We start from the raw sequence: 15106 nt of genomic DNA on the forward strand, positions 1-15106 counted from the left end.
CACACCGTTGGGTCGTTGCGATGCGCCGATCCCGATCGGATCGGCTATGCCTGCTCCGCGCTCGCAGGAAGACCTTCCGCCTCGATCTTGGCGGCGCGATCTCGGCGATAAGTTGGATGGGAGGCAAGATACGCCGCCACGTCAACAGCAGGTAACGCGACATCGCAAATCGGCCCTGACGGTAGCCGATCGACTCCAATCGCCGGACCGCAACTCGCGCAGCGGCATTCGCGGTTTGGCCAGGAGAAATGCTCGCTGACTCACAGCGTGGCCGGCCGCATTCTGCCCTAGACCCCAAAGTACGTGCCCTGTCATGCAGCCTGCGCCGACGGGAGCTCGGCACGCGAATGGCGTGGTTGGCGGCCAAGCCCCGAGGTCAACAAGGACTTACAGAAAGCGGGGGTGAGTTTGCCGCGATGAATTATGACCTTCTCGCGACCGGACCTAGCATCGGCTTCCTCTCGCTCTCGATTGTAGCCGCGCTGTTCGTTGGATTTAACGTGGCAAGCGGTGAATTCGGAATCAGCCAGCCCTTCCAAGTTTCTGGCCATGACGGGGCGACTCGTGTGGATGTGCACCCACATCGGGCTCGGCATCGCACCATTGACCAGCATCTTGGGCTGCAGCTTCATCTCAAACAGCTTTCCTGGCTCGCCACGCAGCGCGATCGGTGCCTCCGGCGGCATCAATTCGTCGGCATTGCACAAATGTTCCAGGTATTTTTGCGCCGGAAATGCGTAGGTCTTCATGCAATCAGTCGTAATGCCGGCTTTTCCTTCATTCAATGCGTTGGCCTGTCCCAGCACCATGTTCAGCAACCCTTTGAGCTGGTCTGTGCGTTCGTGCACTTTGGGTAGCTGGGTGGAGGTGAGTAGCAGGCGTACATTACGCCCCTGCAACCCGGCGAGACAGGTTTGCATCTCAATGGCCTGGGCTCGCAGGTACTGGGCCACATCGTCCACGACCTTACCGGCCTCCTCAGGCTTCATCTGGCGCACTTGGGAGACGACGCTTTGCTGACCGGCCAGATCGAACTGCAAAAGTTCGTCCAATCGTTTGAGCCGCTCCGTCAATACCTCCATTGACAACGCGGCGCCCCCGATTGTCGAGCCTGCCCCCGACGAACTCGCAGCCACCTCTTGCGCTCTCACCTGTGTACTCGCAACTTGATCCGAGCGCGCGAGAACCTTGGCTGCTGGCACTGTGCCGGCGTTCGCAGCGACTGGTGTTGATGGCTGCCCGGCGGCAGAAGTCCCGGCGCGAGCTGCCGACTTATGCTTTGACTTCCCTTTCCTTCGCGCTGTAGTGCCTTCTGACACTGCAGCCGTACCAGCAGTGTCAGCCGGTATCGCAGCGCCTGCCCTGGCCGGCATCGCAGCGCCCGCCTGGGCCTGTGGCGCCATGATGGCTGACGGCGGAGACTGCAGGTTCAACAAGTGCATGGCATCGTGCGCAGTGATCCATGCATCGTCCACGATCCGTTCGAACAGTTTCAATGGGAGGCCGGCATCTGGGTAGGTATGGCTTAGCTTGGTATGCACCTCGTGCAACGCCAATCCAAAATCCGAAAGCCGCTCCATGATTTTTTCTACAACCGCGCAATCATGAGCGTTGAGTGCTTTGCCATCATCCATTATGCCCTTCGCCAAAGAGAGGGCGCGAAGAGCTTCTTGACCGGCGCTTGCCATCAGCTGCACCACTCCATTTCGACCGACGAGGAGTTCCTTCAAATCTGGCTCGAACCTGCTCGCCCGCAGTTCAATCTTGGCCCGCGCAAGACCGATCCGCTCACGGACCAGCCAGATCCTGACACTCAGTACCGAGCCGGCACGCAGCCGCAGTGCGCACCGCTCGGCTTCCCGCATCACGGGCGTTCCACTGGATAGGCTAGCGGTGGCAGCGCAGGCGGATCGCTGCCGTTCGGAGCGCCATGCCTTTTTTTCCCACCACTTAATTGCCGCCGTATGGTGGTTCTCCACATTTAAAATCAACAGCTCCTGCCGGTCCGCCTGGGAGTAGGAGTAGAGTTTATCGACCATACCTGCCGCTTTCTTGGTCTTTTTGTCCAATTTCGTGATCGTCGACAGGCCAAGTTTGTCTACTTCATTCGCGGCGTCGCACACGATCTGGCAACATCTACGCACCTTGTCGTCTGGCATAATTGTCTGCGCCTCAGCCGCAGGCAGGCTAGCGCGGTACTCCAGAATTGCTGAGGCTGCATCGACGACCCGACTGATCAGCTCCACCGCCTCCTCGGGGACGTCGGTTTTCCTGGCCGCAGCCTCGCAATCAGTCAGTTGTTGAACAAGACTGTTCATTCTGAGCTGTGTCGGACTGATATCTTCATTTGACGATGAGCTGGTGCCTTCCACCTGCGCGGTTGATAGTTGGCTACCGACCGGCGCCATGGCTTCGCCCTCAGACATGGAGGGAGAACCGCGCCGCCTTGCGGCTGCGCCACGTGGCGCTACGGTTCCGCGTGGTGGCGCAGCGGCTCCACGTGGCGGTGCGTTCAGGATTTGATCTTCGCCAATCGAGGCGCCTGGCAGACTTTCGCGGGCATCGCCTGGACCGCGCGCAACTGGAAGGGAGGAGGGCCTCCTATCGGCGTCCCCAGAGCGCATCTGCTCCACAACGGAATCGAATGACTGTCCACCTTCTCCCGCAGCAAGACTTGATTGCGGAAGGGAACTGCTCGCCCGCCCCGCGCGGCTGGCTCCAGTTTCAGCCTGCGATTTCCGTGGTCGGCCAATGCCCTTCATATTGCGTCTCCGTAGTAGGCGAGAATGTGCTGCTATTGTGCTGGCGGCTGACGAGACCAGCGGCATCTTTCGGTTAACGTCACGGTCAGCCAGACCCGCGACGGCGTAATGTTCCCGCCAAAGTGCTTCTCAGTAGCAGGCCAAGATTGGCCCGAGCTCACAGGACTTTCGCAACGTTGCCATCGATGTCCTGAGATTATCAGCGCTTCAGTCCGCCGATTTCCAGGAACAGCGAATGAAATCAGACCAACTCGGCTAGCTCCCCTTCCTAGACACGTGCCTGACGATTTTATTGAGGCGTCACTCCTCTCGTTCGCCACCGACAAAGTCACACATTTGCTTCAGAGAAGCGTGTGCGTTGCGTATCGCGCGGGAAACCATTTCGATCTATAGTTACAAAAAGTGTCGAGACGGGACCTTTGGATCCGAAGGTCAGGCACGGCCGGCCTAGATAGACCGCTTGGCTGACGATTAGCTGACGATGGGAGTTCTCACGAACAGGGCAAGAAAATCCGACCGCTTCAAGCTTTCGATATGGTGAGAAGAGGATCCGCACCGGCCTCCCAAAGCCGGCAGACCATCCCATGTTCGTACGGTCGCCGACCTTCTCGAAGCCAATGAGCTCACCGCGCCGGGCCGTGATGTGCAGGCGAGAGAATGGTGATGCAAAGACCGAGTTCCTGCTCGTTGCGTGCGCCCGTGGAGCCAGCAAGAATACGGTCATTGCGGTCATGCAGCACGTGGACCGTGTCTCCTGTTCGACACCACAGCATCGAGGATGCAAACGAGCTGCTGCGGCTGCCATTCGGTCGCGGCATGCGTGGACGGCGGGATTGGCCGAACAGCCGAGATCGTGGTCGACTGTTCGATGCGAGAGCAACATCCTGCAGAGCATACGTTTTTGCGCTGGCCGGTTTTTGTCAAAAGCCGTCAGGTTCTCGAAAGCTCCCGCCCTTAGCTTGATCGAGGTTAACCTTTAACACGTCGCCGCCAATGGCAAATGCCGGAGTACCTGATGATAGCAGCAATTGGGAGTGGAGTTGGCAACCTCGGGACTTCCTTGATCCGAAAGGGCCATGGGGATTCGAAATCCGAGCATTCTGGTGATGGCAAGCCGGCTGGTGGCAATGATGGCAAGCCGGCTGGTGGCAATGATGGCAAGCCAGCTGGTGGGAATGATGGCAAGCCAGCTGGCGGGAACGATCGGGCGGATAACCGGACCGTTTCAAATGATCAACTTCAAGACAACTCACAGTCTGCAGCACAAAGTGAAGCCTTCCAAAGTATCCTGCGATCGTTCGCGTTCCAATTCGCGAACAATGCGATGGCTGAGGCCGATGAAGCTTTGGATGACACAGAAGATGCCTGACGCGGGAAAATCCGGCGTGAGGTCATACAGGCCGTTATTGACGGCACAACTCCAACAGAAAAAGGAATGATCATGGCTGCAGTTGATAATAATAAAAAATCAGGCAATACCAATACCAGTAGCGCCGGCAATACCGATAAAACTAACAGTGGCACTCCCGGCAATACAAGCGGAGCTGATGCTACTGCTTTTCAGGCGCAAGTGCAGGAACTAACCAATGTTAGCTTGGAGGCGACGAAAAGGAGTGTCCAGTTGCGCACTCTAACGACCAATCTCCAGACCATCAAGAAGGCCGCCGACGAACGCGTTTCGTAATGTCGGAAGCGGGTTTTAGACTGCCCCCTAGCGCGTCTCCTTATTGACGCGACGTAGTCCCGAAATGAGCCGCATGGCAATTGCCATGCGGCTTCTATCCTGTTTGAGAGATGCTCTGTGGATGACGCCGTTTCCCTCCGTTTCGAAGTGCGTTCGGGGCACTATTGCGGTCTGACCGGCAAGACGGATCTTCAAAAGTGTTTAATCGGCAGCGGCTTCGATGCCGATTTGGTCTTTGTCGAGCAGGGACTGGCACCGCATCACCTTCGTGTAACTCTTCTTGGCAAGTCGATCGAACTGGAGGCGCTTGCACCCGGACTCAGTATCGAGGGCAACCGGAATATCGCCGCAGGCCAGTCCGTTGTTGTGCCCCTTCCTGTCGTCCTGCTCGTAGGCGAGATGTCCATTGCTTTGTCCGTGCAGGATGCAGAGCCGCCTGGTTCGACCGGCATACCGCGCCTACCGATCGGTGTGCTCGCCATGGTCATAATCAGCTCACTCGGGATCGGCGCGCTTTCAGGCACGATCTCCTATCTTGGCAATGCAAGTGGATCGAGCCCCAATTCACTTCGGGCTGAAGTCGCGTCCAGAACGATCAGTCACCGCGCTGACAATGAACTTACGGAGGCAGCGGCCCAAGAGCTGCAGGAGGAAGTCGATCGAGCGGGTCTTCTCGACGTCAAGATTGGGTCGGCAAAGGGTGTTGTGACCGCCGAAGGCACCGTCACGTCTGAATCGGTCATCAGCTGGCAGAAGCTTCAGCAATCGTTCGATCGTCGCACCAAGGGTACTCTAACACTGGTGAACGGAGTGCTCATCAAAGAGGAGAAGGCGCCATCCGCAATCGCGGTCGAAGCTGTGTGGCATGGGGTCCAACCATATATTGTCATCGACAGCGAGAAGTATTTTGTCGGCGCCATTTTGGCTGATGGATGGGTGGTCGATCGTATTGAGGACAGCCGTGTGCTGCTGAGCAGGAATGGCCGCATTGCTGCTCTCCAATATTGAAAGCTCGCAGGCCCCATCAAGCAGCACTCTATGGCCAGCCAAACATCCTGTCGCGCTCGGTGCTGACAAGCTGGCTGCGTTGGAAACATTTGCTGCCCAGCCATTTCGCGCCTGCTTGTGGCTCTCATGCAGGGTCACGCGCTGGCCAAGGCTGAGGCGCCTTCGGAGTTCGAAAGCCACGTTTCATGGCGTAACAGCAGAGTAAGTCTCAACCGATTGCAAAGGTGTCTCGATGGCCAACGTCCTGCGTGACTTCATCAAGCGTGCGCCGGCCAGCCCGGATTTAATGGTTGCGTTGATGCTGCTTCTGGCTGTCGCGATGATGGTCATGCCTATCCCGGTCGTGGTGGTCGACGCCCTGATAGGATTCAATATGGGGTTGGCCATACTGCTGATGATGGTTGCCCTGTATGTCAGTACTCCACTTGATTTTTCCTCTTTGCCCGGCGTTATTTTGATTTCCACTGTATTCCGTCTCGCGCTCACGGTCGCAACGACGCGACTGATCCTGGCCGAGGGGGAGGCCGGCAGCATTATTCATACTTTTGGCGATTTCGTCATTTCAGGCAATATCGTGGTGGGTTTCGTCATATTTCTGGTCGTCACCATGGTGCAATTCATGGTCCTCGCGAAGGGTGCCGAACGGGTGGCAGAAGTGGCGGCGCGTTTCACGCTGGATGCTCTGCCGGGCAAGCAAATGGCGGTCGACGCAGAGCTACGCAACGGCCACATCGATGCCAACGAATCCCGCCGGCGGCGCGCCGAATTAGAGAAGGAAAGCCAACTCTATGGTGCGATGGACGGCGCGATGAAATTTGTGAAGGGCGATTCCATCGCCGGGCTGGTGGTTATCTGCATCAACATGCTGGGTGGAATTTCGATCGGCCTGCTCTCCAAGGGCATGTCCTTCGGCGAGGTACTGCATCACTATACTCTGCTGACGATAGGCGATGCATTGATATCGCAGATTCCGGCCCTTCTGCTCTCCATTACTGCGGCGACCATCGTCACCCGTGTGACTGGGACGGCGAGGATCAACCTCGGTACCGAAATGGTCAGTCAGCTCACGGCCAGCACTCGAGCCTTGCGACTGGCGGCCGGCGTCCTGGTTGTAATGGGGTTCGTTCCTGGGTTTCCCCTCCCCGTCTTTCTGATGCTGGCCGCAGTGTTCGCTGCGGCAAGCATTGTCAAGGCTGATGTGCTGGGCGCCGGCACTGCCGATGCGAAAGGTGGAACTGCAGCGGAGCCTAAGCAAGCCGCGCCTGCGAAGGAATTCCCGATCGCATTTTTTCTAGCGCCAGATCTTATGCAGGCGGTCGATCAAGCCGAATTGCAAAAACATATTGGGCGCGTTTCGCTCCTGGTCACAGCCGATCTGGGCATTATCGTTCCTCGCATCCCTGTCTTGGTTGACGAGCAGCTGCCTGCATCGCAATTCCGGATTGATGTCGAGGGCGTGCCAGTCGAACAGGACGCCTTAGATCCAAACCAGATGACGCTCCGAGCCGATGTAGCGCACGTCGACTCGAGCGGTGTCCCCCTTAGACGTGAGCCGAAAACGGACAGACTCCCGGTTGAACATACCCCTGCAAAGGCCCTTACGGGCGCCGGCACGGAGCATAGGGCTCCCGGCGAACTCCTCGCCTTGCGCGTCCATGCAGCGTTGACCCGCTACGCACCGCGATTGGTGGGCATCCAAGAGACCCGACATTTCCTGGGCCGAATGGAGCAGGAATATTCTGAGCTTGTGAAAGAGGTGCTACGCACGACGCCGATTCCTCGGATTGCCGATGTTCTGCGCCGCCTCCTGGAGGAAGGTATCCCAATCCGCCACACCCGTCTCGTGTTGGAGGCATTGGCCGAATGGAGCGAGCGTGAGCAAAACGTTGCCCTGCTGACGGAATATGTCCGTTCTGGTTTGAAGCGACAGATCTGCCACCGCCATGCCAACACGGAGGGCATCGTGTCCGCCTTGGTCGTCGAGCGCGAGAGCGAGGATGTGATGCGTGGCGCGGTTCGAGATTCGGATGCAGGCCCCTATCTCGCACTGGAGGATCGGCAAAGCGAAGCGATGCTATCACAGATACGTCAGGTCCTTTCGAACGCAGAACCGGGTCAAACCCGCCCTATTCTGTTGACGTCGATGGATGTCCGACGTTTCGTCCGCGGCTTTCTGACGCGAAACGGGATTGATCTCGCCGTGCTGTCTTATCAAGACCTCGCCTCCGACTTTACAATTCGCCCCGCAGGATCCGTCACACTCCCGCACGGATCGAACAGCGGATTGTTAGAGTAGTCCCACCTTTCCTAACTGAACGCCACGCGCCTCCCCGATAACTGAGAGATAATATGAATAGTAATACAGTTTCTCCATCGCCTATGTTTCTGCGCCGGAACTCACTTCTTTTTGCCCTACTCGCCATTCTGCCTTTGGGCGGTTGCGCCAGCTGGCAAAAGCCGGCTCTTTCCGTGCAGGAGACATCTTCCCCCGAGTTGCTCAGCGCCGATCAAATCGATCCGGCTATGCGCGAACGCATTTTGCGCGAAGTTGGTCAGGATGTTCAAGAGCGGGCTTTGCGGGATGAGGTGAAGCAGCACCCGGACAATGTTGATGCGGCGATACGACTTACAAATGCCTTGGTGGGCCAGAAGCGCCCGCACGAAGCGGTTGAGGTGCTCGACAGCGTCTTGGTTGCAGCCCCAGGAAACGTACGTGCATTGAATGCGAAGGGCGTGATTTTGGACATTGAGGGGCGGCATGACGCGGCACAGGCCCTGTATCGGCGAGCTCTCGAAAACGAGCCAGGCAATCAGATGGTGCAGCATAACTTCAATCTGTCGCTTGCCTTTAACGGCAAGTCCGAACAACCAAGGTTAGCACGATCGCAATAGGTGGGCACAGCGCATGTGCAGCCTGTTCCCCCGCTCGAACACGCGCTCGGCTCCCATCATAGATGGCCCCCTGAAGAGAGCCATATCTATGCAAAACAGTTGCTCCAGATCTGGCCGGCAGAGATCGGCAGGAGAGCCGGATGACATCACGCGGCCACCCGCAAGGCCACCCGCCTCGCTTCGTTGCCAGAGCGCCCTCTCCCTCGCCGGTCACCGTCTCGCAATGCGGCGACCTGGCTTAAGGCGGTCGACCGAGCGCCCGATGCAGTAGCCATGAATACGTAACGCAGCGATGGACCCGCCGGATCGTGTCGCGCTTGTGCTGGCCGTCCCTGCCATTACAGCACGGTGATTGTAGCTGGATCCTATTCTAGAGGCATCGATGGTGCGGATGCCTTCGATCCAAACAATCGATTTGTTGAATTCGTCCGCCTGAGGAAATTAGCTGCGGCGATCCGACTTCCGACGCCTGCAGGCGCAAAACCAACAGCGTGAGCGCTGCGGGTCCGGAGGCAGGCTGCAAAGTGCAATCACCAGCGCTGATAAGCGGCAAGTGAAGAATGTATCGCTCGGGCGACTCCTGTGTTGTGCACGGTTGCCCCGCGAGGTGAACTGTAGCAGCTTGGCAGCTCAGCGTTCACGAAAGGAGAAAAGATTTGGGGCCAAGCAAAGACCGGCTTTTTTGATTGTCTTGCTGTATCGCTATGGTGGGGCGGGCGCGACCGCTCCCATAATTCAATACGCTGCCTTTAGCGATGGACGATGACGGGATGCGTCGCCGAGACTTCAATGGTGGAGGAGCAGCGCACCCGTCGATCCATTTGCTTTCAGCGGCAACCGCCACTATGTAGCGACACTTCGCCCAACTGTGTTTCAAGCTGCCCGGAGAAGTTTATGACAGAAGAACCCCACAAGACCGACATCCTCATCGAGCTCACTGCCGATGTTGTATCAGCCTACGTCTCCAACAACCCCGTCCCGGCGGGGGAGCTTCCTGCCCTGATCGCCCAAGTGCACGGGGCTCTAAACGGCACGGCTGGACTCATACCGGCAGAAGAGCCTGTGCCTGTAAAAAAACCTGCTGTCCCGATCAAAAAGTCGATCGAACCGGACTACATCATTAGCCTTGAAGACGGCAAGAAATTCAAATCGCTAAAGCGCCATCTGGCGACGCACTATGGTCTGACCCCAGACGAATATCGCGCCAAATGGGGTCTGCCGTCGGATTATCCCATGGTGGCGCCGAATTACGCCGCTGCGCGCTCCGCCTTGGCCAAGACCATGGGACTCGGCCGCAAACCGAAAGAGCCGGAAGCCCCCGCCCCGGCGCCGGCGAAACGGACCCGCAAGAAGGTCGCAGCCTAAATCCGTATCAACAGTCGTTCCGGACGCGCAGCAGCCGTAGGCCCAATCTGCGCGGAATCAAAGGGCGGGGATGAGCCCCGCCTTTCCCGTCCAAGAGCCTCATTTCCAGAGTAATTAATGATGGCTCCAGCAATCCCTGCCGCGGCATTAACTTGCATGCTCCGGCCCGGGTTTCGAGCCGTCAATGCGTTCCGGCGATGACGAAACCTTGCCAAGGCTTTCCCGGACCGTTAGCCAGCCTTGCTGAGGCTGCCTGCAGAGGACTTTCCCGTGCGGCGATCCTGTTCCACCTCGTAGTTGATCTTCTGGCCCTCATTAAGGGTCGACAGGCCCGCTCGTTCAACAGCGGAAATGTGGACAAAGACATCCTGACCGCCGTTGTCAGGCTGAATAAAACCAAAACCCTTCGTGCTGTTGAACCACTTCACCGTTCCAGTCGCCATATCCATTCCTTTGTAATAAGTCGCACTTAGGCAGGCCATTCACGCCAGCCTGATTTGTACACGAGACTTTAGGCGCAGCAAAATCGGAAAATTGCAAGGCCCACTCGATCGCCTGATCTCCAGCAGCAACTGCAACATATGCGAGGCTCGTGCCAGACGAGGCGTATGCCAGACGTTTCGTCGTGCGCTGTCGCTCGAACGTTGACAGAAACAATGACACACCTTGCAAACTCGGCACATCTTGTGGACGTGCTCGGGTCGCTTCTCGACTGCGATACCCGCTCCTGACCGGGTATCGTCGGCCAAAATGAGGGTTTTTGTCATGTGCCGCCAGACCGAAAGATCAGGCGCGCAGCGACCTGCACACTCAAACCGGAACCCGCGAACCTCGATTAGCTTTTGCCTGCTCCGAAGGGCGGTAGCCTGCTCTGAGGCGGGCCACTGTCGGGTTGAAAACCAACTGTCGGGTTCGGAACCCCAGATTGTCGGCAAGGTACGCGCCGCCCACTGGTTGGCCAAAGGGGCACTGGCTCCTGATCCTGCCGCCATGCTCGCCCGATCTCAACCCGATCAAGACAGGTCTGCTCAAAACTCAAGGCGCGGCTGCGGAAGAAGGCGGCCAAAACTTTCGACGCTCTCTGCGGAACTCTCGGCGATATCTGCCAGCTGTTGGAGCCAAATCAAAAACCATTAATTGCGACAGGTGATTTTATGACATTCATTGCGAAGAGGCCAGAATGAACAGCGGAAGAGAGTAGCAGCTCTCTGGTCGCGGCGAGGTGGATCGTCGACACGATCGGCACCTGGCCCGTGCGGGGATCGCACCGCAGCCAGCACCAGAGCCAGACCTTGACCGCTTGCCTTGCTCAGGCGCCACAACAACGAGTGGCTGGAGCAGATCCACGTGAACTCAGCGATATCGATCAGACGATGCTTACCCTCATGAAAGCCGATCCCGACGCTGTCCAGCGCCGCGAAATCCTGACCAGCATATGGCGCCTCGGATGCCACCGCCTGCACACTCACCATCGACATGCCGGAACTCGGAACCAAAGGCCGCAAGCCTCGCCGGCCTCGGCAAAATGGAGCGGCCGCGCCTTCATCCGGGGCGGCCGGGCCAATGTTCGCCAGGCCCTCTACATGCCCGGCCTTCGCCCTGCGCTTCAACCCCGACCTCAAGGCAAAATACCAGGCGCTAAAGGCGGCAGGCAAACCCGCAAAGGTCATCATCTTGTTGCGAAAGCTCCTCATCCTAGCAAACGCTCTCCTCAAGGCGCAGCGAAAATGGCCCCTAAAACCCTTGACCGAAACGGATACCTTAGCCTTTCAGGTGAGGCGGGCCGACATAGACCAACCGCGGGTTTAACTTCGCGAGTTTAAGCTGATTATGCCGATGCCAACTCTAGCGCCTGCGCGACCGTTTTAGCTTCCATCAACAAGGCGGCAGGGTGGGAGGAAGTACCCTCCCCTGCCGCGAACAAGCTTTGGACAAAACCCCACCTTTTTTGTCCGTAATGTGATCGGGAGGCCGGGGCGCGGCGGTGCTCAGCGGATGTGACGCGCGAGATCTGCGACCCTACCCATCAGCACTTCCATCGGTCCTCGCTGGAAGACGCGCAGCCAAAGCACCGCAAAAGTGCTGATAACCACAACGAAGCCAAAGAGCGTGGACAGGCTCTCGTCTTTGAAAATGTTTATCTTCATAAGATAGGCTATTCCCGCAATGTGCAGCACATAGGCCGTCAAAGACATCGAGCCGACTGCGATTATTGGCCAGACCAGCTTTCGCAGACGCGGGAGCGCATCCACAGCGAGCATGCAAGCCGCCAAGATGATCATTGCGCAACCGGTGCTGCCCACGATCGAAAGCGTCGTTTCGCTATGAGGTGCGGCTATCCATGACGACTTGACTATCAATGACGACTTGGAAGGCTCAAAAAAGCCGTCAACGTCAGACCACCACAAGGAGGTTTCAGTCAAAGCGCGGGAACTCAGCGCGAGCAAGGATCCCCCATGGCCCAACACGGCCAGCGCGACCCCCGCCAGACCAAGGCGCCAATGCGCTGCTAGCGTATTAAGATTAAGGCGCGCGATGGCCATGCCAGCGATGAGGAAAGGAACCCAGGTCACCGCGGGATAGTAGCCGTTGACCATGAGGTTGAAGACCGGGTCGAGGAGGTTGGGGGCAACCGACAGAAGGGAGGAACGGACTTGCGGGAGAACTAATGCCGTAGCGGCAGCGATCAAGCCCAGCTGATATGCGCTGAGCCGATGGAGCGGCAATACCAACAAGAAGCAAATTCCGTAGTATTCTAGGATGACTTCGACCTGGGTACCGAGGCAGCCCAGGATTGAGCCAAGCGCGAGCAAAACAAGGGCACGAATTGCGACTCTGGCGATGGCCTGTCTACCGGCTATCCCCGACTTCGGCGCCTTGCGACCTGTAATCAGGAGGATTGAAAAACCGGCCAATACGGCAAACAGGGCCGACGGCCGCCCATGGGTTAGTTCCATCAGAAACCCGACTAGTCCTCCTTCGCCGGGGTCGGGACCGAGATGGGCGGCATACATCCCGAAGACAGCCAGGCCCCGAGCGAGGTCGATGCCGACCAGCCGATCTACTACCGACCCATTCCTAGCGTCGGCAACCGGTGCCTTCATTACCATGGTAGATTCCCTTGTTGGGTGTGTGGATCGCGGGAGCCGCGATAGGAGAGCCGGTCGGCTGCTGCCGTCGCCTCGTGAAAGGGTTCAAAACATCGCGCCATCTGGCGCATCGAGCCGGCGACAGAGCTGTTCAGCCATTAGCCTGGGGTAAGAACAACAGATCGGCTCACAAAGCCTGTGTCACGGACCTGAAAAGTGGTGTCGCGGAACCGTCGTTTTTTGCATGATGGCTAAGCCGAGAGATCCACTGCACCGACGAGAGACTCAGCGACGTTGGATATCCGATCAGTACGCCGCGGCTCCGCCGGTGACGATCACCCCGGGTGTCAAGGCCAGGGCGTAAACCTGCCATAATCTGTGGTGGTGCGCCCGCGACCAATCCGTTCGACAAAGCTCGGCGCATGGTCGAGCCAATCATATTCTTCCATGTGGCTGTTGCCTGAAAAACCGAAGACGCCGTTCGCTGGTCCAGCTGTTCCAGACCTCGGCCTGCGTCGGTCGTTAGAACCGGCGCGCCTGTTTCCCAAATCAATTTGCTGATGCAGCCGCCGGGGGTCACATTGAGCAAAAGTGCCGAGGTCAGGACGGGTTTCATAGGGGCTCTTCGTTTGGCTTTGTTAACGACCCCTTTCTTGCAAGTTGTAGCTGACAGCAGCCTGAAAGCTCCCCAAATAATTCGCTGCCGCCGGTTCAGCCTATTGTCAGCTTCGACCAATAAGATGGGAGCCTTGCCCTCATACCGGAGCTCGGCAGCATGATGCGAATACTGCTCACTGAAGACGATAAGGACCTTGGAAGTGCTATGCACGATCATTTGGTGGCTGGTGGCCACGCGGTCGACTGGGCCAAGAACCTGTCCGAAGCGCGCGATTATGCAGCTGTGGTCGGCTACGACCTTATTTTGCTCGACGTTCACCTGCCGGACGGCAATGGGATCGACTATCTGCGGGAGCTGATCAAGGAACTTGAATCGGCACCGGTCATCATTCTGACAGCCTGCGATCGGATTTCGCATCGCATCGAGGGCTTCAACGCTGGAGCCGACGACTATTTGGTCAAGCCGTTCGATCTGGGGGAACTCTCAGCGCGTATCCATGCAGTGGCACGTCGCCATGGGCATTTTCCGGAGCCGCAATTTTCGGTTGGGACGCTTTCCATACAGGCAGCCGAGCGACGCCTCTTCCGCGACGGGCAGGAGGTCTACCTGACTTGACGCGGATGGGCGGTGCTCGACTACCGTCTGCCCCAGCCCTGCACGGTCGTTTCAAAAGGGAAGATCGTGGACGCGCTTTTCGGCAGACGGCGCTGATTCATACTCTAAAAGAAAATTCGGCTTCCAGTTGCCTTGGCCATGACTGCCCTTCCCGAGAGATGGGTGACATTTCATTCCGGATAGATGGGTTACACTTTCGGCCCTTTGCAAGGAGAGCAAGGTGCCTTGGAAGGAGTGTAACGTCATGGAAGAGCGGCTGAAGTTCGTCGCCCGGCTGCTGGACGGCGAGAAGATGGCGGTGCTTTGCCGGGAGTTCGATATCTCGCGCAAGACCGGCTACAAGATCCTCACGCGCTACAATGATAGCGGCCTGGAGGGGCTGACGGACCGATCGCGGCGGCCCTATCGCCACGCCAATCAGCTTCCGTTTCAAATCGAGAAGCTGATTGTGCGCCTCAAGCAAGACAAGCCGACATGGGGTGCGCCGAAGATACGCGAGCGGCTGGCCCGGCTGTATCCGGATGTGCACCGGCCCGCGATCTCGACGGTGCATATGCCGTGCTCGACCGCCACGGCATGGTCGAGCGCCGCAAGCGCAGGCGCAACAGGGCGACGGGGACACCACTTTCAAACGGCTGTCGCCCTAACGATCTTTGGTGTGCCGACTACAAGGGCGAGTTCGGCAGAGAACACGGCCGGGACAGGGGATCACAAACACTTGACCGTTCCAGACCCTGGCAGTGGCGCATCGATTGACCGTTGGCTCTGTTCGTGGGCACCGAAAATAGGGCCTTCTTGGTCCTCGGCAGAGAATATGGCCCGGACGGGGGATAACAAACACTTGACCGTTCCAGACTCTGGCAGTGGCGCATCGATTGACCGTCGACTCTGTTCGCGAGCGCCGAAAATACGGACGACCCCTATGGTCAAAGTGCACTTCTGACCTGCTAGGCACTGTTCGATAACTGGAGGCACCCGCTACGGTGCCCTCGTATTTAAGACACCTGTCAGTTTCAAGCCTGGACATTGACGCGTGGCGCGGCTGCCATTCGTTGACCGCCACGTCGAATTG

General features: G+C 58.0%; 11 protein-coding genes and 1 pseudogene. 8 read left to right on the forward strand and 4 right to left on the reverse strand.

What is annotated here, in order from left to right:
* Window positions 1–311: 311 nt before the first annotated feature.
* Window positions 312–2426, reverse strand: coding sequence for a hypothetical protein (locus EJ068_RS12245; RefSeq protein WP_245463403.1), 2115 nt, complete (start codon window positions 2424–2426; stop codon window positions 312–314).
* Window positions 2427–3777: 1351 nt separating this feature from the next.
* Here EJ068_RS12245 and EJ068_RS12250 point away from each other — a divergent pair.
* The 6 genes from EJ068_RS12250 to EJ068_RS12275 all read left to right on the forward strand — a co-directional run bounded on the left by EJ068_RS12250 (window position 3778) and on the right by EJ068_RS12275 (window position 9711).
* Entirely contained in the window at window positions 3778–4131 is a 354-nt protein-coding gene (locus EJ068_RS12250) for a nodulation protein NopC (protein WP_129554541.1), read from the forward strand.
* Window positions 4132–4203: 72 nt separating this feature from the next.
* Window positions 4204–4446, forward strand: coding sequence for a nodulation protein NopA (locus EJ068_RS33215; protein ID WP_224570034.1), 243 nt, complete (start codon window positions 4204–4206; stop codon window positions 4444–4446).
* 117 nt (window positions 4447–4563) lie between these two features.
* The gene (locus EJ068_RS12260) at window positions 4564–5454 is read left to right on the forward strand and encodes a hypothetical protein (protein WP_127204234.1); all 891 of its coding nucleotides are present in this window, start codon (window positions 4564–4566) and stop codon (window positions 5452–5454) included.
* 232 nt (window positions 5455–5686) lie between these two features.
* Window positions 5687–7750 (forward strand): type III secretion system export apparatus subunit SctV, encoded by a 2064-nt coding sequence (gene sctV, locus EJ068_RS12265; protein ID WP_127294597.1) that lies wholly within the window; start codon window positions 5687–5689, stop codon window positions 7748–7750.
* 53 nt (window positions 7751–7803) lie between these two features.
* Complete coding sequence (locus EJ068_RS12270) at window positions 7804–8346, forward strand: tetratricopeptide repeat protein (protein WP_245463404.1); 543 nt, start codon at window positions 7804–7806, stop codon at window positions 8344–8346.
* 894 nt (window positions 8347–9240) lie between these two features.
* Window positions 9241–9711: a MucR family transcriptional regulator gene (locus tag EJ068_RS12275; protein ID WP_127294595.1), complete on the forward strand. Its 471-nt coding sequence runs from the start codon at window positions 9241–9243 to the stop codon at window positions 9709–9711.
* A 230-nt stretch (window positions 9712–9941) separates the two neighbouring features.
* On the opposite strand, the gene EJ068_RS12280 is transcribed toward EJ068_RS12275, so the two are convergent.
* From EJ068_RS12280 to EJ068_RS12290, 3 genes are all read right to left on the reverse strand, one after another.
* On the reverse strand, window positions 9942–10154 hold the full coding sequence (locus tag EJ068_RS12280) for a cold-shock protein (protein WP_008874821.1): 213 nt from the start codon (window positions 10152–10154) through the stop codon (window positions 9942–9944).
* A 690-nt stretch (window positions 10155–10844) separates the two neighbouring features.
* Window positions 10845–11384: a hypothetical protein gene (locus EJ068_RS12285; RefSeq protein ID WP_128242923.1), complete on the reverse strand. Its 540-nt coding sequence runs from the start codon at window positions 11382–11384 to the stop codon at window positions 10845–10847.
* Window positions 11385–11699: 315 nt separating this feature from the next.
* Window positions 11700–12821: a DUF418 domain-containing protein gene (locus EJ068_RS12290; RefSeq protein ID WP_128242924.1), complete on the reverse strand. Its 1122-nt coding sequence runs from the start codon at window positions 12819–12821 to the stop codon at window positions 11700–11702.
* Between the two features lie 754 nt (window positions 12822–13575).
* On the opposite strand from EJ068_RS12290, the gene EJ068_RS12295 reads away from it, so the two are divergent.
* Both EJ068_RS12295 and EJ068_RS12300 read left to right on the forward strand, forming a co-directional pair.
* A complete protein-coding gene (locus tag EJ068_RS12295; RefSeq protein ID WP_224570033.1) occupies window positions 13576–14034 on the forward strand; it encodes a response regulator transcription factor in 459 nt (152 codons plus the stop codon).
* A gap of 244 nt (window positions 14035–14278) precedes the next feature.
* Window positions 14279–14715 (forward strand): annotated as a pseudogene (locus EJ068_RS12300) (helix-turn-helix domain-containing protein); the annotation flags it as partial.
* Window positions 14716–15106: the final 391 nt, after the last annotated feature.

Origin of the sequence: Mesorhizobium sp. M2A.F.Ca.ET.043.02.1.1 (genome assembly GCF_003952405.1) — a bacterium.
Classification (GTDB): Bacteria; Pseudomonadota; Alphaproteobacteria; order Rhizobiales; family Rhizobiaceae; genus Mesorhizobium.